We start from the raw sequence: 20,579 nt of genomic DNA, 5'->3' as shown, positions 1-20,579 counted from the left end.
ATATTCTCATTAAGTATAGGGTCTATTGACCTTTAGAGTTGGCTTTTGAAGCATGAAAATTCAAAGCACTATGATCGGTGTTACAAAAATGTAAACGGTTGTTTGAACTTTTGATGATTGAACTATAGTGTGGTCAGACCACAAGGATAAAATAATAGAAGTGATGTCTGCCATGTACCCACATTTACTTGAACCACTCGATCTTGGATTTACTCAGTTACGTAACCGTGTATTGATGGGATCAATGCACACAGGTTTAGAAGAAAATAAAGAAGGCCTACACAAACTCGCCGCGTTTTATGAAGAGCGAGCAAAAGGGGGCGTTGGTCTTATTGTTACCGGTGGTTTCTCTCCTAATTTACGTGGCAGATTGACCCCATTTAGTGCTGAATTCAGCAAGGTTAAACACGCAAAAGCGCATCAAGTTGTTACCGAAGCCGTACACAAACATGGTGGTAAAATTGCGCTTCAGTTATTACATGCTGGTCGCTATGCCATGCATCCATTCGCGCAAAGTGCTTCGGGCATCAAAGCGCCAATCGCTAAGTTCGCTCCAAGTGAGATGAGCCCTCGTCAAATTAGGAAAACTATTGATGCCTTTGCGAACAGTGCTGAGCTCGCTCAAGTCGCTGGTTACGACGGCATTGAAATTATGGGCTCTGAAGGTTACTTAATTAACCAATTCATCTGTAAACGTACCAACATGCGTTACGACGAATGGGGCGGTTCTTATGAGAAGCGTATGCGTTTCCCACTGGAGATCGTTAAATCGATTCGCGAAGCCGTGGGTGATGACTTTATTATTATTTTCCGACTGTCGATGCTGGATTTGGTTGAGCAAGGCAGCACCTTTGAAGATGTTGTTCTACTGGCTCAAAAGCTAGAAGAAGCTGGCGTTACCATTATCAACACGGGTATCGGTTGGCATGAAGCTCGTATTCCTACGATTGCGACTCAGGTACCGCGTGGTGCTTTCTCTTGGGTGACGGAAAAGGTTAAGCCTTATGTGTCTATCCCTGTCGTGACATGTAACCGAATTAATACACCAGAAGAAGCAGAACGTATTCTTAGATCAGGGCAGGCTGATATGGTGTCTATGGCTCGTCCGTTCTTGGCTGACCCTGATTTCGTCAACAAAGCAGCTCAAGACCAAGCTCAGTTCATCAATACCTGTATCGGATGTAACCAAGCTTGTTTAGATAACGTGTTTAAAGGCAAACGCGCGAGCTGTTTGGTTAACCCACGCGCGTGTTATGAAACCGAAATGGTTGTTCAACCAGCGCAAGCGACTAAGACCATTGCGGTAGTCGGCGCAGGCCCTGCAGGTTTAGCTTGTGCGACAACGTTAGCGCAGCGTGGACACAAGGTTGACTTGATTGAGAAAAATGACCGCATTGGCGGCCAGTTTAGATTGGCAATGCAGATCCCAGGTAAAGAAGAGTTCAGAGAAACCATTCGTTACTTTGCCAACCAAATCGATGCGTCAGGCGTCAATTTAAAACTGGATACCGAAGCGACGTTCGAGATGTTGTTGAAGTACGATGAAGTTGTTATGGCGGCAGGTGTCGAACCAAGAAAGCTCGATATTGAAGGCATTGATCAAGAAAACGTGGTTGATTACCAAACCTTGATTCGTGATAAGACACCAGTAGGAAAAAAGGTCGCAATTGTTGGTGCTGGTGGTATCGGTATTGATGTGGCAACTATGCTGACAGAGCCGACTTCACATAGCTTGGATGACTGGCTGCATGAGTGGGGCATCGATAAGAACATGGAACACCCTGGTGGGCTTTATCCTTACCCTGATTCGTTCAGCGATAAAACGGTGTGGGTAATGCAGCGTAAAGAAGGTCGTGTTGGTAAAGGCCCGGGTAAAACGACGGGCTGGATTCACAAACGTACGCTAGAAAAACGAGGTGTGAACCTACTTGGCGGCGTGAGCTACAATAAAATTGATGACCAAGGTCTGCATATCAGCGTTGGTAAAAAAGACCAAGTGTTGGATGCCGATTCCGTTGTTGTGTGTGCAGGCCAAGTGTCGGTTCGACCATTTGAAGGTATGTGGCAAGAGTTTGGTGACAAACTGCACGTGATAGGCGGTGCCGATTATGCCGGAGAGCTGGATGCCGTACGCGCGATTCGTCAAGGTGTTGAGCTAGCTATTAAGTTATAGAATCAGCTATCAAACGGTAATTTTATCGGTAGATATTGTTACTTAATTTACTGAGCTAGATTTTGAACAAGGCTCCTAAGTCATAGATTTAGGAGCCTTTATTGTTTCTAATCTAGGTTAAAGAGACAGTCGTTGAGATTTATTATCGTTTGTATTCTGTGCTAAAGTTCAACTATACAAACAATAAAAATTAGTAAGGACTTCAAATGGATGCTTTGGATCTATTGCTCAACAGACGCTCAATCGCAAAACTCTCTGATCCGGCACCTGAAGGTGTCGCGTTAGAAAACATCATCAAAGCAGGGCTGCGTGCTCCAGACCACGGTGCACTAACACCTTGGCGCTTTGTTATCGCGCAAGGTTCAGGGCTACAGAAGCTTTCTGATATCTTGGTTCGTGCTGCTGAAGCGGATGAAAGCGAAGAAGCGGTGATCGAGAAAGTTAAGAAAGCGCCGTTCCGAGCTCCAATGGTGATCACCGTGATTGCTAAAGTGACTGAGCACGAGAAAGTGCCCGCGATCGAACAACACCTGTCTGCTGGCTGTGCTGCGCAAGCCATGCAAATGGCCGCAGTCGCACAAGGTTTTCAAGGTTTTTGGCGCTCAGGGAAATGGATGTTCCATCCAGAAGTTCGCCAAGCATTTGGCCTAGAAGGCGATGACGAAATTGTTGGTTTCTTATATTTGGGTACTCCGGGTTGTACGCCAATGAAAGTGCCAGAGCGTGAATTCTCAAAGTTCGTCGAGTTCTTATAAAGAACATTGAAGCTGAATAGTGGAATGCTAACTGTATAAACAACCAGTTTTCCTTGATTTCTAGGGGCCACATTAGATAATGTGGCCCTAATTGTTTGTAGTATCTGGAAAAACATGTCTCGCCTTATTATTGCTGAAAAACCAAGCCTAGGCCGCGCGATCGCCGCCGCTCTACCGAATCCACAGAAGAAAGACCAAGGTTTTATCAAATGTGGTAATGGGGATGTGGTGACTTGGTGTATTGGACACTTATTGGAGCAGGTTGAGCCGGATGCTTATGACGACCGCTATAAAAAATGGAACTTGGCCGATCTTCCTATCGTGCCAGAGCAGTGGCAATTAAGACCGCGTAAGACTTCAAGCAAACAGCTTACGGTGATCCGAAAGCTATTGAAGGACGCGACACAAATTGTTCACGCTGGCGACCCGGATAGAGAAGGGCAGCTGCTGGTTGATGAAGTGATTGACTACTGCAAGGTGTCCAAGGCCAAGAAAGAGTCGATGGACAGGCTGCTGATTAGTGACTTGAACTTGCCAGCGGTAAAGCGAGCGCTCTCTCAAATGCGCAGCAACCGTGATTTTATTCCACTGTCTATTTCGGCTTTAGCACGCTCTAGAGCTGATTGGTTGTATGGAATGAACATGACTCGCGCCTATACCTTACTTGGCCAAAAGGCCGGTTACCAAGGGGTCTTGTCGGTGGGTCGAGTACAGACTCCAGTACTTGGCTTAGTGGTGAGACGTGATGAAGAGATCGAAAACTTCATTCCTAAAGATTATGTCACTCTGCATGCCTTGATTCCTTATCAAAACAACGGCCAGAGCTTTGATATTCGAGCGCGTTGGAAACCAAGCGAAGCATGTAAGCCGTGGCAAGACGAAGAAGGCCGAGTGCTCAATCGAAAGTTGGTTGAAAATGTCGCTCAGCGAATTGCGAATCAACCTGCAACCGTGACGGAATCAGAGCAGAAGCAAAGCAAACAAGCTGCGCCGCTTCCTTATTCGTTGTCTGCGTTGCAGATTGATGCGTCTAAACGTTTTGGCATGAGTGCTCAGCAGGTATTAGACACTTGTCAGTCTTTGTACGAAAAACACAAGCTCATCACTTACCCGCGTTCTGATAGCCGCTATCTCCCTAAAGAACACTATTCTCAGCGAGAGTCGATCGTGGATGCTATCGCTAACAATGCAAAAGAGCTGCAAAGTGGGGCTCAAGGCGCGGACCTTTCTCTTAAATCCAAAGCATGGAACGACAGCAAGGTCGATGCTCACCACGCGATAATCCCAACTCCGAAGAAATCATCGGTGAATGGCTTGTCTGCTAATGAGATGAAAATCTATCAGCAAATCGCTCGTCAGTATCTGATGCAGTTTTATCCACCGGCCATTTTTGCCGATGCCAAGTTAGTCTTTGATATTGCTGGTGGTGTGTTTATCGCAAAAGGGCGTCAGCTTATCAATCCCGGTTGGAAAGTGTTGATGGGTAAAACCGACACCGAAGAGAAAGGTGATGGCACTGATACGGTTCCACCGCTCGATAAAGGGACTGTGTTGACCTGTCGTGAAGGTGTGATTGGCGATAAGAAAACCGAGCCACCAAAACACTTTACAGAAGCGACATTGCTTCAAGCGATGACAGGTATCGCGCGTTTTGTCGCGAACAAAGACCTGAAAGCCATATTGAAAGAGACAGACGGTCTTGGAACAGAGGCGACTCGTGCGGGTATTCTCGATACTCTCTTTAAAAGGCAGCTGCTCACGCGTCAAGGAAAGAGTATTCATAGTAGTCCTGCAGGCAGAGGCTTGATTCATGCCTTACCTGAGGATTCGACCTTCCCAGACATGACGGCACACTGGGAGCACCAGTTGCAAGGCATGGCAGAACGAAATCAAGCGTATCAACCTTTTATGCAAGCGCTAGAAAGCAAGATTGATGGTCTTATGGGTAAAGTGAAAACGGGAGAGGTTCCTGAATCACTCCGCCACCTTCCTAAAGTCGAGAGACCAGCGTTTAAACGTCGTAAAGGTGGTGGTGCGAAGAAGTCTTATGCCAAGAACGGTTCGTATGCTAAGAATGGCTCGTATACTAAGAAAGGCACTTCCGCTAAAAAGGGCACTAAAAGCTGATAGTTGTCGGTATCGGGATTAACGTCCAACCTTGCGTCCGCAGCGCTTAAACAACCGCTGCCAGTAATCCACATGGCGGCGAGTGGATAATCGAAAGGCTTGGTGCGTATCTTGGATGGGAAAGTAGTAGCTGTGAAGTTCTGGCTGAGCATCAAACATAACAAGCTGCGATGCTAATTGCTGATAGTAGCTATCCAGTTGCGCCATGTAAGGCTGAACCTTGCCAATATACTGCTGTTCGAACACATTGTTGAGATAACGAAACTTAGTAGTGTCTCGTTGTTTCCCGCAGATGATATTGGCATCAAAAGTTGTGAGTTGTTTGGTGATGGTATCGAGCTCAACTGAAGCACGAGCGAGTGAGTAGTACAAATCTCCAAGCGTAGAACTCTTCTCCAGAACTTCTTGCACCTCAATGGTTTTGCCCGAAACGAGCGACGTGTTTAACGCCTGATTGATATGTTTTAGGGCGTCACTTGTCTGTCTCACTTGATCGCCAATATCAGCACGTAACCACTGACTCCCCCGCATTTGCGACTGCATAGCATCACTGGCATAGATGAGATTCCATTGATGTAGTGGAAACTGTGCCAGTTTCTGTTGCTCAATTTCTTTTAGTAATTCTACGATCTCTGGGTCTAACTCGTTATTAGCTAAACATTGACCGACACCTTCTAGTAGGGCGACTTGATAATCATAATTTCGGAACTCGTCCACGACTTTTCCGAGCACTGAATTCTTCTCAGCAATCAGGTTGAACAATCCACATTGGCGAAGCTGGTAGCTGTCGATGAGCCCGATAGAGAGCGAAGGTACATCCAATAACAGCTCTCGCTTTCTCGGTAGGCTTGCAAACTCCCAGCTCTCTTTGATCTCATCAGCGTCTTGTACTCTGGCTATTTTAGTTTGATAGTCGTCAAATAAGTCTCCAGGGCCTTCCTCAAAACACCCACCGAGCACCACGGTTAACAGAACCAGTGGTGAACGCCGCAGTAAATTTGAAAGAAGGCGAGGATTCATGGGGAGCCTACCAATCTATATCGGTGCCATCGAAATTGAAGAAGTGACCACTTACTTCGGTATTGGCAGATTCGATGACTTTGATAAGGCCAGATGTCGAAGTGTCTGTATCGATTAGAGCATTTGGCCCACCCATTTCGGTCTGTACCCAACCTGGATGCAGTGCTAACACTGTAAAGCCGTTATCGGTTAGGTCGTTGCTTAAACTCTTCACAACGGAGTTAAGAGCCGCTTTAGAGGAACGATAGATGTAGCCGCCGCCGGAGGTGTTCTCTGTCATGCTGCCCACTCGAGAAGACAAGCAAGCGACCTTTTTCACGTCACTGTTTTCTAAAACAGGTAATAGGGTTTCGACAAGCTTCAATGGTGCAATCGTGTTGACTTCAAAAACACGTCGCCACTCTTCAACATCGGTATTACCCAGTCCGTAACCCTTTGGCCCATAGTAGCCAGCATTGTTAATCAAGATATCAATCGACGGAATTTGAGAAGGAAGCTGGCTCACCGCTTGGTAATCGGTTATTTCTGACTGAATGCAGGTTAGGTTACTGTTGTGGTCTGAGAGTGAGAGCAGTTCTTTTGCTGAAGAGGCGTCACGGTAAGTTGCGTACACCTTGTGATTACCTTTCAAGTATTGTTGAGTCAAACTTAAGCCAATGCCGCGATTCGCTCCAGTAATAAAAATAACGCTCATGGTGATTCCTTTTCAGTTCAATTAGTTAAGTTTGATGGCTTAACACGAGAAAATCAACGGTCCACCAACTGGCCATTAGCATTCCTACAAAAATCATTACTGCAGCCATCGAGCCGCAGATCACCCCAAGGATGAGTATTACGTTTTTCATTGTTGCCTCTGAAATGCATTGTAGATAATGATAATTGTTATCATTAATTAAGGTTGTCGCCAAGTCTGAGGCTGTTATGATTTTAAGAAAGATACTCAATTAACTTGATTATGATTCCTTTAATTTACCACCCAATCTATTCGCAATTACCTTTACCAGAAGGGCATCGTTATCCAATCCATAAATACCAACTGTTGCACAGTGCGGTGAAGCACCACATGGACAGCGATCCAAAATGGGGTAATGCATTCGAAATGTTTCAGCCAATGCCTGTTTCGGTAGAACAAGTAAAGCAGGTGCACGATGGTGAATATGTCGATTTGCTGGTTTCTGGAAATTTGCCTGCAGCAAAAATGAGACGTATCGGCTTTCCGTGGAGCGAACAGCTTATAGAAAGAACACTCTATTCAAGTGGTGGAACCTGCTTGGCTGCAGAAATGGCCATCGAGAGTGGTTTAGCGATTCATCTCAGCGGTGGCTATCATCATGCGCACCGAGATTTTGGAAGCGGCTTTTGTTTGTTGAACGATTTGGTGTTAGCAGCAAAGCACGCCTTGACCTTTGAGCACGTAGATAAGGTGCTGATCGTTGATAGTGACGTACACCACGGTGACGGCACAGCGACACTCTGCCAAGACTGCGATGAGATTGTTACTCTTTCTTTTCACTGTGATAAAAATTTTCCAGCTCGAAAGCCATTATCGGATTTAGATGTGCCACTAAGTCGCGAAACCGAAGATGAAGAATTTTTGCGTTGTTTCGAGCAAGTCACCAAGCTTGCGATTGCCCATCACCAACCTGACCTCATCATTTATGATGCGGGTATCGATATCCATCAAGACGATGAACTGGGCTATTTGAATGTGTCTACACAAGGGATCTTTGAACGTGACTGCTTGATGATTGGCCTAGCGAAATCAGAATCCATTCCGATGGCGTGTGTCGTTGGGGGAGGCTATCGAACACAGCATGAAGATTTGATGCCGATTCACATGCAATTATTGAAAGCGGCTCATCATGTTTACGATTAGCTTCTCAAATTAACCACTGAAATCTCATTAAAAAGGTGATAAAGAAGAAGCATCTATTGCACCAAAAAAGACACGACTTGCACCATTTTGATACGAAGAAAGTACTTTTTTATTAATTAGTTACGTATTCGTGTGATTAATTCTGGTCTGTAAATTGCTTTACCCATGTGAATATAAAAACACAAGGGATGTAAATGAACCTGACGGACAAGGAACGCAGTTGGCTTAAGTGGTTTGGCGCAACAGGGAAACTGGCAATGCGTAGAGCCTGTTTTCTAAATCGAAGTAGGACAGAAGAGCTTGAGCAAACATTTGAAAGTATCGCTCATACTCGGGTTCAACTTCTTCATCATTGGGTGAAGAACCAATGGGGCTTTTTAGAAGACTCTGCCGTTTATTTAGCAAGTAGAACAGAAGAGCAAGCTGAAGGTACATTGTCGAGTCTTCTTAAGCGCAGCACGGACTTTTCTGAGTTGGCGATTGTCGATTCGAAAGGCGTTGCGCAAGCATCGAGTTATCACGACCATATCGGAGCTACTCTCGCAGATAAGAAGGCTTTAGTCGAAGGGGCATCGAAGCGTTATCTACACGGGCCGTATATGGACCCACGCACGTTGAATGTAGGGGCATCGAGTTCATCGTTTCATGATCAAGTCACGCTGATGTTTTATGTCCCCTTTTCTCGGGACGAAGGGACACAGCAGTTTTTATGTGGTCGTGTTCCAAATGATGTCATTGGTGACATTATTCAGAGAGAAGCGGGGCATATTTATAGTGAGTCGGGTGATAACTATATCTTTATGGTCGACTCTATTCATGACCCTCAAATTCAACCAGGTGTTGCGCTCTCTCGCTCCCGCTTTGAAGATAATACCTTTTCACATGGCGAGAACTTAAAACAAGGGATTCATACTGATTGGGGAACGGTTAAGATCCAACATCACACTGAATTTGAGATACGTTTTACGGATCCTGCCACGAATCAACTTCATCCCGGCGTCAGAGAAACCATCAAAAATGGCAGTAATCTGTTTATCGGTTATCCGGGGTATTCCGACTATCGCCACATACCGGTTATCGGTAAAGGTATTACTTTTCAACTGGACGGTTCACCAGACACCTTTGGTATGATGTGTGAATCCGACTTAGAAGAGGTCTATAGAGACCGCAGTCTCAGTTACACCTTATCTAAACATTTTATCGGCTGCATGTTACTGCCTTTGTCTGTTCCATTGCTGCTTGCTAACTTTTATAAGTTAACTCCTCTTCTGCACGGCGGTGTCATGTTCGCTTGCGCGCTTCTTGCTCTCGGTTTATTTCGTCTAGTGAGTGCTAAACCACTAGCAAATAAGGTTCATGAAATGACCGGGGTGATGCAAACTTTAGCCGAAGGTGATGGCAATTTAAGTCGGAGACTCGACCCAACCACATTCAGTCATAATGAACTTGGTAATTTGGGGCGATGGACTAACAGCTTCATCGATAACTTAGATAGTACGGTGAGTGACTTGATTCATGCGAGCCACGAAGTTAGGGAAGTCTCGGAATCGATGTTTCGTCGCAGTGTTGTGATGAAGAAAACCAGTGATGATGCCTCACAGGCGCTGAGTAATATGTTGGATCTGAGTCAGTATCAGCAGAGTGAAATCACTCATGCGACCGTTTCGGCTACGCAAATGGATACAGTAATGAAGCAAGCCGTTCTCAATGCGGAGAAGGAATACAATCAGTCGGTTGAAGGCATGGAGGTTGTTCGGAATATTGTAGAAAGCTCAGCCCACAGCGTAAATGAGGTGAATAATGAAATGACCAAAGTGTCTGACATTATAGACATCATTACCGACATTACTGCGCAGACTAACCTTTTGGCATTGAACGCGGCCATAGAGTCTGCAAGAGCAGGTGAACATGGAAGAGGGTTTTCTGTGGTTGCCTCTGAAGTGAGAACTCTGGCTGACCGTACTTCACAAGCTGCCAACCATATTAGTGACCTAATGAAAGAGCTGCATACCAAGTCTCGCAGCGCAGTGGAGTCTATGGAGCGAGGTGTTGAGAACGTGAGTAAAGGTAATTTAACTGTCGACTCGAACGCCCGCAGTGAGCAAATTCAAGCAGCAGTGGCCGATCTCTTTACGACCATGTCAAACCTAGATGAGAACAGTCAGAAAAATGGACAAACGGCAGACAAAGCCCAACGTTCTATCTCTGACCTACAACTGTCGACGAAACAACTCGCACGCCGAGTCTCGTTAATGGGTAATGCATTGGGCCGCTTAGACCAACTGATAGGCCGCTTTGAAGTGAGCCGAAAGGTGGCGTAGTGAAAAGGCTGTGTAAGTCCGACACGTAAACTTCAGATACAAAAAAGCCGCTGATTTCTCAGCGGCTTTCTTTAATGTGGTGGAGGGATAGGGATTTGAACCCTAGAACCGCTATTAACGGTTGCCGGTTTTCAAGACCGGTGCTTTCGACCACTCAGCCATCCCTCCAGTGGCGTGAATAATATAAGGGGTAGAGGAACTTGTAAACCCTTAATTTTCATAATTTTGTTTGGTTGCTTATTTTCTAATCGTTCATGGTTATAAAAAAAGGAAGCGACTGGCTTCCCTTTTATAATTGACGATCATTTAATCATTTTTTGTGTAGAAACGCTGTAGCTCAGTAAGGCCTTGCATCAATACAGGTAAGCGAGGGCTGGTATCTTTTAGGCGGTTATAGTTTTGGTCGTATAACTTGTAGTTACCAAATTTATCTAACACCGTTGTTTGCTTGTCTGTGATTAGAGCTAGCTCACGAGAGTCGCCAGCTAAAATCCATTTTCTATTACGTTCATCAAACAGATTGCGACCGCTGCTGAAATCGGTGGGGTTCGAAGATACTCCCAGTAATTCTTGCATTAGCGTGACAGACACGTCCAGATGACTCGAGCGATGAGTGTACTCAGATGGTGACTTCCCCGGCCAGCTGATAAACAGAGGAACCTGTAGTTGGTAACGACTATAGTTAGAGTTTGCACCCCAGCTATTAGTTTTAGTCTCATTAAATTCTGTACCGTGATTTGAGGTAATGATAACCACAGTATTATCGCTAAGCTCTAAACGTTCTAGTTCAGCATAAATAGTAGACAACTGCTTGTCAGCTGCTTGTGCTGATTTTTTGTAGTCAGCAGCAAAGCGTTCTTCAGTGCTTAACCCAGAATCAGAATTTAAATCGTAGTTCGAAAAGTTATCAAGTGTAGTCAGCTCAATAAAGTTGAACCAAGGACCTTTGGTTTTTGGTGACTGAACCCAATCAGACCATGCTTGAATAGCACTCTGATCATTGAGAGTCGCTTGCTCTGGCGCCACTTCACGACCACGGAAAATAATTTCTGAATACAGTGGATCTTCAAAGTTATCACCACTGAACGCAGAAAATTTATAATTATGATGCTCTAACACATCTAATAGCACGGCGCTTGAGCCTTGTGCTTTGATGCTGCTTGAATAACTACTTGGCAGGCCGTAAAACAAGCCAAAAATACCAAACATATCGTTACTTGAGCTGTAATGATTTGTGAAGTTGATTGCTTGTTGAGAAAAGGTGTAGCTATTCGGCATTGCTGTTGCGTTTAATGCATCAGAGCGAAGGTTGTTTACACTTACCATCAGGATGTTTAGGTCATCACTGCGACGGTTGTATTGAATTTTTTCTAGCGGATAGCTAACTAAATTTACGCTTTCTTTGTTCTCTTCCAAGCGCTGTAGGTACTCTTCACGATCTAACAGACCATGTTTTTCCATAAAGCTTTTCGCTGTCATTGGGTAAGACAGTGGGAAGTTGGCTTTTTGGCTTGTTATCGGGTTATAGAAAAAGGCATCAGCCCACATATAAGTGAGGTGACTGCTGATGAAACATAAAAAGAAAACTGCCGCAATTGGTCGGCCGATGTGCTTGTGAGATAGTTTACGCTGTTTACGCCAAACCCATTCAGACAGACCTAGCTGTAATAAGAAGATAAGTGGCATAACAATGAAGAGGTGTTGCAAATCAGAAGTGAATGCAGACTCCTCTCCACTAAATAAAACCTCCCACACGACAGGTGTCAGGTGGAGGTTTATATTTTGATACGTTTGGGTATCAATTAGCAGGACAGTTAAACCTATGGTCGCGAAGCAAACGGCAACCAAACGTAATAACTTCCTCGACGGAAGAACAAAAGTGAGCGGAAACAGCACTAATAGATAGAGCGCGAAGACTAAAAAGCCAAAATGACCAACCCATGATGCAGCCAAATAAAATTGACCCAATAGGGTTTCTGGCCAAGCAGATTGAGTAATATAACGAGTACCGATCAACATCGCAGCAATGATGTTGAAAAATGCAAACCAGTGACCCCAACCAACCAGTCGAGATACGCGATCGCTATATGAGTTTGCGCTGTCTACCATTTATAATTCTTTTATCCGTCAATCAAACTTAGTGAGACTTTTTATCTTCAAGAGAAGAAATCAAAGCTTCGGCAAATTTTTCAGCAATTCCTTTGCGCTGTGAAGCAGCAACGTTCTGATTTAAGACATTGGTTGCGATATTTCCAGCGATCATCAGTGAAAGTTCTGGTGAAGCTTTGTGCTTAGATAACACAGCACCTACTTCAGCTAGGATTTTTTCAACTTGATCATCTGTGTATTTAGATGTAATCGGCATAAGGACTCTAATAATGATAGTAAAAGCGGCTTATGATAACCTACTATGCACAACAACTGAAACCTGAACGGTAATATTTTCACTATGAGCCTTCACCTTTCCAACGTAATTTTACATCAACTAAGCAAGAACGATCAGGAAGAGCTGATTGTTAACTATCGTGCTGAATCTCTAGAAAACGATGCTTCATCTGAAAGCCTAGTTGCTGAACTTCATCGAGTGTTCAACTCAAAAGCAGGCAAAGGGTTTGGTTCTTTCAAATCCGACAGCGAATTCCAGCAGTCGTTGCATGAATTTCGGGCGGGAGAGCAAAGTTTCTATGATTTTTCTCAGAAAAGTGCGCTACGTCTAAAAGATGAACTTTCAAAATACCCTTTTGCTGACGAAGGTACTTTGGTGTTAGCCGAATACCAATCACTGGCAACGGACTATCTTTTTATTGGTTTGTTGCCTTCGAATCAAAGTCTGAAAGTAACGGAAGGGCTAGACATTAGCGCGACTGACTACCTTGACATTTCAAAGATGGACATCGTCGCGCGTCTTGATCTTTCTACATACGATACAGATAAAGAATCGAACCGTTACCTTACTTATATTAAGGGGCGTGTTGGGCGAAAAGTTGCCGATTTCTTCCTCGACTTCCTTCAAGCCGAAGTGGGCTTAGATGCTAAGCAGCAAAACCAGGTACTGATGCAAGCGGTAGAAGATTTTGTGTCTGATTCTAAATTAGAGAAAGAAGAAGCGATTAGCTATAAAAAGCAGGTGGCGGATTACTGCAATGAACAGCTAAAAGCCGGTGATGAGGTTCAAGTTCGTGAGCTGTCTGGCGAATTACCAGCAAGCACTGATGGCACTAGCTTCTTTGACTATACTAGTGAACAAGGCTACGAGTTAGAAGATAGCTTTCCTGCAGATCGCGCAACTATGCGTAAACTAACAAAATTTGTTGGTGCGGGTGGTGGTTTGAATGTTAGTTTTGATAGTCTGCTTCTTGGTGAACGTGTTTTTTACGATCCGGAGACAGATACACTAACGATTAAAGGTACACCCCCGAACTTGCGTGATCAATTGACTCGTAACAAGTCATAACACCTGTTCATAGATAATAGCGGCAGCGGGATGTTGTCGCTTATTTTTCGCTTTACACTCTCTGGTAACTGCAATGGTGTGAAGTCGATACGTACAAGGAATATTGATGGAACAATTAGTGGCAACGCCCCATCGCTTTAAAAAGTCTGCAACTTTCTTGGTTGTACTTCTGACTCTATGGTTACTTCCTGCGTTGGCCATCCTTCAGCTTAGCCGTTCTTACAACCATTCCCTTGCTCAAATTGAAGAACTCGGCATTCGTGTTACTGAGTTGAGGCAGTCGCTTTACTTCTCTGAGCCGCTTCGAGTCTCTCGTATTAATGACTTGGCCCTTGATGCACAGTTAGTGTATTCGATTCGATTGCAGATTGAATCTGATTTTCAACACACATTCTTTCGGCCTGATGTTAATCAGCTACTTTATGTTGTGGACCAATTTCTTGAGAAGTTTGATGAATTCATCCCAATAGAAAGTCAGGTTCAAGACCTTGTCGATAACATAAAGATATTACGCGCTGATACTGGCCTGTATCCTGAGCTAAAACCATTACTGAATGAACTCGGTGTGGTTGTTTTTGAAGCCATGTATTCCGACACTCATAGTTCATCAGCGACTTATCGAGCTTTTGATTCTATTTTGGATAAGTCTTATTCGTTAGAAGACGAAGAGAAAGATGCTATCCAACAGTTACTGGCTGACGCTTCCGTATTGTTGGGTGATTATGCTCGGATAAATTTTCTGGTTGATAAAATTAAGAAAAACTCGGTTAACGAACAGGTCATTAAACTCGAAGCTGAATTTAATGACCGTCAATTCAATCTCTTAACTGTCATGCTCGGCTTAAGTTTAGTTGCGATAATAGCGTTGATTTGGTGGGGAGTTAGCTCTAAACGAGTGATGCAAGAAGTAGAGCCAGAACTGGGTCGAGAGCCTGAAGTTAAGTCTAGTAAGGACAATGTCCCCCCGTTTTCTAGTGCAGAAGATAGATCGTTTGAAGAACATAATGACAATGTAATGTCCTCGGCTATCAAGCAGTCTGAAAATGATTCTTACCTTGCGGAAAGGGACTCACGGGACCAAAACTTCGATCTTCAGCCTCCACAGCAGCCTGGATCTGCAAGACAACAATCTATTCAGCACAACACAGAAGAGGCCCCAATGTCTGAGGGATACATTGCCAGCGTGACGGATTCAAAGCCTGAGATTAATATCGAAGAGATGTTAGACACGCTCGATGGTGATGTTGAGTCCGTAGAGTTGTTGCTTGGTGTCTTTGTACAAGATCATGCTGACGATTTCGCTAAGTTCCAATCTTTACTCATTCAAGATGAACCTGCTGCTGCTCGTGTTGTACATAGCCTAAAAGGTGTTGCTGGTAGCATTAAAGCGTCCCGATTAGCGATCATTGCCGCAAGTATTGAAATGACAATGAAACAATCTAGACCTATCAGTGAACATGATTTAGAAGAGTTAGAGAAAGCGATTGAAGCCTCTGTGAGTTCTGCTCTCGAATATTTAGATAGCTTGCATTAATCGTTCAAAAGTTGGACATGTTAAGTGAAGAGCGACTAGCGTTGGAAAAATACGGTCACGAGTTACTTTGTCGCGTTTCTTAAGAGGTCGTTGTACTGGCGATAGAATAACTCACGGAATTCATCAAGAGTGTGATTATCTACTTCATCCTATTTATCTTAGTGGTGTTCTTTGCACCATTAGGTACTGGTTATCGGTTGGGTAAACGAACGGCCAACAAATAAGTAAATCAGCAGATAAGAAAAGAGCGCTCTAGAGCGCTCTTTTTGCATTTATACCATTAACGTTTTGTTTTTACGTTCTAACGTTCTGAACGATGAAGCACTAGGCTTGTTGCTTAGTCAGCTCAGATGCTTCTTCAGTGTCAAGTGCTGGCGCTGTAGGTTCACACTTATCAACGAACCAGCCCATGTAAGACGTCACGATCGTTACGATGATACAGATAAAGCTTAGCCACATGAACGGTGCGTAAGACAGCGTCGCAACGCCAAGAATACTCGCCATGTAAATGCCGTTATCACTCCACGGAACCATACCTGACGTTAGCGTACCACCAAATTCAGCGTTACGAGAAAGGTTCTTACGTTTGTAGCCTAAACGGTCGTAGTTTTTCGCACAGATTTTTGGCGTAAGGATAAGTGATACATACATAGCCGAACCGAATACGTTACCCATGAAAGCCGTACCAATGGTGCTAGTTGCTAGTGAACCTGCACTGTTTACACGGCGCTCGAACACTTTAGCGATCGTCTCTAGTACGCCTACTTTATCCAGCAAGCCACCAAAACCTAGACCAAATACGATAACCGCAACCGAACCAAGCATTGAAGACATACCACCACGATTAAGTATCGAGTCAATGAACTCTACACCAGATGAGATAGAGAATGGTGCCCAAGCTGTATTAAATGCCGTCAGGAAGTCTATCTCTTGGATCATCACGGCCCAGATAATACCTAGTAGAGAACCGAAGCTGATCACTGGGAATGAAGGCATGCGGAATGCCAGCAGGCCAAGCACGATCAGCACTGGAACGAATGAGTAAGGCGTGATGTAGAACTGTACTTCCATTGCTTTAATCACAGAATCTACTTGGCTCATGTCAACGTTGCCCGCGTAGTGGAAGCCAAATGCGGTAAACATGATGCCTGTAATTACGTAGCTGATTAATGCGACAGGCAACATGCCTTTAATGTGTTCGACCACTTCGACACCAGACATAGATGAAGCAAGGATCACTGAATCAGAAAGAGGTGACATCTTGTCGCCGAAGTAACAGCCCGAAAGTACAGCGCCTGCGGTGATTGGTGCTGGAACACCTAGGCCTTGGCCAATACCCATCATTGCAATGCCGGCTGTACCCGCTGCGCCCCAAGAAGTGCCAGTAGCCAATGCGGTTAGAGAGCAGATGATCATGGTCGCCAAAAGGAAGATAGAAGGGTGAATAGCTTTCAGACCATAATAGATGATAGTAGGTACGATCCCGCCCGAGATCCAGGTACCAACAAGAGCGCCCACAGCCAAAAGTATCAAAACTGCGCCTAAACCATTGGATATACCTTTGAGTGCTGCTTTTTCTAAATCTTTGTATTGGTGGCCAAGACGAATACCAAGAACCATGATAATGAACCAACCAATATACAAGGCAAGTTGAATAGGAAGGTCAAGCTTTGCTGTAAAGGAAAAAGCAAGGGATAGGAATAATCCTAACGCGATGAATACCTGCAACAAGTTCGGTAGGCGGGTTTTACTCTGCTTCATAAAAGCCTCTTGTGATTTCGAGCATTTATAGTGCTTCGTTATAGTGTATTTTACGAAGTGGACACTACAGTAATTAGTTTATTATATCGAAAAAATACCTCTAAGTTGTGATATTTGACTGTTAAGTGAATTAAATTTGGTTGCATAACCTGAAAAAGTGTTAAATTCATGATTATCATATGTTGATATTTATTGTTTGTTGTTTTTATTTTGTGAAGTATTATGCTGCTTAACCTTTATTAATTAGTGGTTATTGCTATTGTAGGGCGAGAGGGCCGTTTGAAAATTGAACGTTTTATCGAGGTAAACGTTTGAATTCAATAAATAGTGAGTGTTTTGTCAGTGATAAAGGAATGGAATGCTTAACTGAGATAACTGCACTATTCATCGTGTTCACTTAAAATAAACGAAAAAGTTACACTTTTTTACAAAAAGCACTTGAGTTCTGTTTCTGAAAAACTTATAGATGGGGGGTAATAATTTTTTAATTTATACATGGAGAGTGAGAGATGAGAGTAGGTCTAGTTGGTTGGCGTGGTATGGTTGGTTCTGTACTCATGCAACGTATGGTTGAAGAGAAAGACTTCGACCTAATTGAGCCTGTTTATTACAGCACATCTCAGATTGGTATTCCTGCTCCTGTTTTAGGTGGTAAAGATGCGGGTCTACTTCAAGATGCTTTTGACATTGATAGCTTAAAACAACTTGATGCAGTGATTACTTGTCAAGGTGGCGATTATACATCAAAGGTATACCCAGCACTGCGCCAAGCAGGTTGGAAAGGTTACTGGATCGATGCGGCTTCTACCTTGAGAATGGACACCGATTCAATCATAGCTCTTGATCCTGTTAACTTGGCTCAAATACAGCAAGGTATCCATGACGGTACAAATACTTTCGTTGGTGGTAATTGTACTGTGAGCTTAATGCTTATGGCGCTAGGCGGCCTATATGAGAAAGGCATGGTCGAGTGGATGAGTGCTATGACTTATCAAGCGGCATCAGGTTCTGGCGCTAAGAACATGCGTGAGCTTATCTCGCAAATGGGCGTAATCAACGACAGTGTAAGTTCTGAGTTAGCTAACCCTTCAAGTTCGATTCTTGATATTGATAAGAAGGTTGCCGATACGATTCGTTCATCTTCCTTCCCAACCGATCAATTTGGTGCTCCTCTTGCGGGCTCACTGATTCCTTGGATCGATGTAAAACGTGAGAACGGGCAAAGTAAAGAAGAGTGGAAAGCGGGCGCAGAAGCGAACAAGATTCTTGGCCTAGATGGCCAGCCAGTTCCTATCGATGGTACGTGTGTTCGAATCGGTGCAATGCGTTGTCACGCTCAAGCATTGACGATCAAGCTTAAGCAAGACGTTCCAATGGACGAAATCGAAGAGATCATTGCGACTCACAATGATTGGGTGAAAGTGATACCTAATGATCGTGATATCACAGCGCAAGAGCTGACGCCTGCTAAAGTAACAGGGACAATGTCGGTACCTGTTGGCCGTCTGCGTAAGATGTCTATGGGGAACGATTTCTTGAACGCGTTCACTGTGGGTGACCAATTACTTTGGGGTGCAGCAGAACCACTACGTCGTACCTTACGTATTATCTTGGCTGAGAAAGCATAACTTACTGATTTACTGAAAATAGTGAGTGAAGAAGCGCCTTAGGGCGCTTTTTTTGTTTTTAATGACAAGGATTTATGTTCACTCTTGTTCTTTAACAACGACTCGCTTATCTGGGTCAGCCAATTCACTTGCACAGTGTTTGCAATACATTGCATCAGAATCATGGCCTGAACGGTTGCAGTTAGGGCACTTAACCAACTCTTTGTGAGAATTCATTTCATTGCTCAATTCTGCTGTGATAATTCCAGTAGGAACGGCAAGGATAGAATAGCCTAGTAGCATGGTTAGAGAAGCAATGGCTTTACCAAAAGCGGTTTGTGGTGTGATGTCGCCGTAGCCAACGGTGGTAATAGTAACAATGGCCCAATATATGCTCTGAGGTATGCTGGTGAAGCCATTTTCTGGCCCTTCAATAATAAAAATCAAAGCGCCGAATATCGTAACAAGAATACCGACGGTACTGAAGAAGATGAATATTTTCCTTCTTGCCATCAACAGTGAGCGCATAAGGATATTAGAGTCCTGTAAGTAGCGAATCAATTTAAGAATTCTAAATATACGCATGACACGCAATAACCTAATAACGCCCATGAACGAAGCGCCGGGGAAAAAGATAGCAATGTAAGTTGGAAGAATTGCTAATAGGTCAACCACACCGAAGAAGCTAGTGGCGTAAGATTTTGGGTTAGGTGAGCAATAGAGCCTTAACAGATATTCCAATGTGAATAGTGCCGTGAAGCTGTACTCGATGTAGCGTAACTGTTGTGACCATTCGGTCGCCACACTAGGAATTGACTCTAAAATCAGGACGATAAGTGAGGCCACAATCGCGATGATAAGTGAGATATCAAACGCACGTCCAGCAGGTGTGTGGGTACCAAAGATAATGACGTATAAATGATGCTTTATAGGCTGGCGTGACATAAGGTGAAGTTCATCTTTTGTTAAAGTTGTTAATAACCATTATACAAGCTTCATAATAACGAGGCGAGTGAAAGTCCAATCGCTTTACCCACCTCATTGATATTACATAGCTGATTGCCACTAATTAGATGACCCAAGCTAAACGTTACGCTAACCCTGGAAATAGGTTACGTAAGCCGTTGGCGATGAATTCGATACCTAATGCACCAAGAATCAACCCCATGATACGTGTAATAACGTTGATACCCGTTTGACCTAGGAAGCGAACGATAACCGGAGCTGAACGGAACAAAAGCCAAGAGCAGGTTGTGAAAGCAATAATGCTAATGCCGATGCCTACCGTATCAATAGCAGCGGGGTAGCGGGAACCGTAAACAATCGTAGAACTGATTGCACCCGGGCCAGCCATTAGAGGCATTGCCAATGGAACAACACCGATTTGCTCTTTACTGATGTATTCCGATTTCTCTTGTTTGTTCTGCTTATCTTCACCGAGTTTACCGCTCATCATCGAAAATGCGATGCTTAGTAATAGCAGGCCACCTGCAACGCGGAATGAATCCAGTGAGATGCTAAACATATCTAGGAGTAATTGTCCTGCAATCAGCGATACAATCAAGATAACGGCAACAGCAATATTGGCTTGCAAGGCTGTCTTGTTCCTCTCTTCTGGCGGCATATGGGCAGTAAGAGAAACAAAAACAGGCATGATGCCGATTGGGTTTACGGCAGCAACAAGCCCAAGGAAGAATTGCATAAAGATTGCGAGTTCTAAGCCTTGCATGAGAGCGATCTCCAGTTAGCGTACTTAATGTGGAAGGTTTGATCTGTGAATATTCTGAGCGCGTAATGTAAGGGACAATTTCAATTTGTACGAATGAAAAAAACTAACTTGAAATAGGTGATTGTTTTTAGAAAAACTAATTGAATCTCACTTTTGTATTAGTCTTGTTTCAAGTTAGTCGTTAGTGTTTCATTTTGTAACTTCTTGTTGGGTAACTGTTAG

General features: G+C 44.0%; 15 protein-coding genes, 1 tRNA gene and 1 pseudogene. 9 read left to right on the top strand and 8 right to left on the bottom strand.

The features are described from left to right. The first annotated feature begins 163 nt into the window (after positions 1–163). From OCT63_RS13700 to OCT63_RS13690, 3 genes are all read left to right on the top strand, one after another. Positions 164–2,173, top strand: coding sequence for an NADPH-dependent 2,4-dienoyl-CoA reductase (locus OCT63_RS13700; RefSeq protein ID WP_269983905.1), 2,010 nt, complete (start codon positions 164–166; stop codon positions 2,171–2,173). Positions 2,174–2,379: 206 nt separating this feature from the next. Next, on the top strand, positions 2,380–2,928 hold the full coding sequence (locus tag OCT63_RS13695; RefSeq protein WP_017056475.1) for an NAD(P)H nitroreductase: 549 nt from the start codon (positions 2,380–2,382) through the stop codon (positions 2,926–2,928). A 114-nt stretch (positions 2,929–3,042) separates the two neighbouring features. Further along, positions 3,043–5,055, top strand: a complete 2,013-nt coding sequence (locus tag OCT63_RS13690) for a DNA topoisomerase III (protein ID WP_269983886.1) — start codon at positions 3,043–3,045, stop codon at positions 5,053–5,055. A gap of 18 nt (positions 5,056–5,073) precedes the next feature. Here the strand turns inward: OCT63_RS13690 and OCT63_RS13685 are convergent, their stop codons facing one another. Both OCT63_RS13685 and OCT63_RS13680 read right to left on the bottom strand, forming a co-directional pair. Further along, positions 5,074–6,075 carry a DUF3080 domain-containing protein gene (locus OCT63_RS13685; protein ID WP_269983885.1) on the bottom strand — a complete coding sequence of 334 codons (1,002 nt, stop codon included), beginning with the start codon at positions 6,073–6,075 and terminating at the stop codon, positions 5,074–5,076. A gap of 7 nt (positions 6,076–6,082) precedes the next feature. Beyond that, a complete protein-coding gene (locus OCT63_RS13680; protein WP_269983884.1) occupies positions 6,083–6,769 on the bottom strand; it encodes an SDR family oxidoreductase in 687 nt (228 codons plus the stop codon). 261 nt (positions 6,770–7,030) lie between these two features. On the opposite strand from OCT63_RS13680, the gene OCT63_RS13675 reads away from it, so the two are divergent. Further along, entirely contained in the window at positions 7,031–7,951 is a 921-nt protein-coding gene (locus tag OCT63_RS13675; RefSeq protein WP_269983883.1) for a histone deacetylase family protein, read from the top strand. Between the two features lie 194 nt (positions 7,952–8,145). Next, positions 8,146–10,272, top strand: a complete 2,127-nt coding sequence (locus OCT63_RS13670; protein WP_269983882.1) for a methyl-accepting chemotaxis protein — start codon at positions 8,146–8,148, stop codon at positions 10,270–10,272. Positions 10,273–10,349: 77 nt separating this feature from the next. Here OCT63_RS13670 and OCT63_RS13665 read toward each other — a convergent pair. The 3 genes from OCT63_RS13665 to OCT63_RS13655 form a co-directional block, all read right to left on the bottom strand. Then, positions 10,350–10,440 (bottom strand) — tRNA-Ser (locus OCT63_RS13665). Between the two features lie 138 nt (positions 10,441–10,578). After that, the gene (locus OCT63_RS13660; protein WP_269983881.1) at positions 10,579–12,381 is read right to left on the bottom strand and encodes a DUF3413 domain-containing protein; all 1,803 of its coding nucleotides are present in this window, start codon (positions 12,379–12,381) and stop codon (positions 10,579–10,581) included. Between the two features lie 28 nt (positions 12,382–12,409). Continuing rightward, positions 12,410–12,637 (bottom strand): YejL family protein, encoded by a 228-nt coding sequence (locus OCT63_RS13655; RefSeq protein WP_017056482.1) that lies wholly within the window; start codon positions 12,635–12,637, stop codon positions 12,410–12,412. An 84-nt stretch (positions 12,638–12,721) separates the two neighbouring features. Here OCT63_RS13655 and yejK point away from each other — a divergent pair, with 84 nt between their 5' ends. The 3 genes and pseudogenes from yejK to OCT63_RS21560 form a co-directional block, all read left to right on the top strand. Next, the gene (gene yejK / locus OCT63_RS13650) at positions 12,722–13,726 is read left to right on the top strand and encodes a nucleoid-associated protein YejK (RefSeq protein ID WP_017056483.1); all 1,005 of its coding nucleotides are present in this window, start codon (positions 12,722–12,724) and stop codon (positions 13,724–13,726) included. Between the two features lie 106 nt (positions 13,727–13,832). Beyond that, a complete protein-coding gene (locus tag OCT63_RS13645; RefSeq protein ID WP_269983880.1) occupies positions 13,833–15,260 on the top strand; it encodes an Hpt domain-containing protein in 1,428 nt (475 codons plus the stop codon). An 83-nt stretch (positions 15,261–15,343) separates the two neighbouring features. Beyond that, positions 15,344–15,484, top strand: a pseudogene (locus OCT63_RS21560) (chemotaxis protein); the annotation flags it as partial. 100 nt (positions 15,485–15,584) lie between these two features. On the opposite strand, the gene nhaC reads toward OCT63_RS21560, so the two are convergent. Beyond that, positions 15,585–17,021, bottom strand: coding sequence for a Na+/H+ antiporter NhaC (nhaC, locus tag OCT63_RS13635; RefSeq protein ID WP_161687021.1), 1,437 nt, complete (start codon positions 17,019–17,021; stop codon positions 15,585–15,587). 509 nt (positions 17,022–17,530) lie between these two features. Here nhaC and asd point away from each other — a divergent pair. Continuing rightward, positions 17,531–18,649: an aspartate-semialdehyde dehydrogenase gene (gene asd / locus OCT63_RS13630; protein ID WP_060467317.1), complete on the top strand. Its 1,119-nt coding sequence runs from the start codon at positions 17,531–17,533 to the stop codon at positions 18,647–18,649. Positions 18,650–18,727: 78 nt separating this feature from the next. On the opposite strand, the gene OCT63_RS13625 is transcribed toward asd, so the two are convergent. Further along, positions 18,728–19,573, bottom strand: a complete 846-nt coding sequence (locus OCT63_RS13625; protein ID WP_269983879.1) for an ion transporter — start codon at positions 19,571–19,573, stop codon at positions 18,728–18,730. A gap of 145 nt (positions 19,574–19,718) precedes the next feature. After that, complete coding sequence (locus OCT63_RS13620; RefSeq protein ID WP_060467319.1) at positions 19,719–20,357, bottom strand: YchE family NAAT transporter; 639 nt, start codon at positions 20,355–20,357, stop codon at positions 19,719–19,721. Between the last annotated feature and the right edge of the window lie 222 nt (positions 20,358–20,579).

It is taken from the genome of Vibrio sp. RW, from assembly GCF_027587105.1.
Classification (GTDB): domain Bacteria; phylum Pseudomonadota; class Gammaproteobacteria; order Enterobacterales; family Vibrionaceae; genus Vibrio; species Vibrio toranzoniae.
This window is presented reverse-complemented; position numbering and strand designations above follow the sequence as displayed.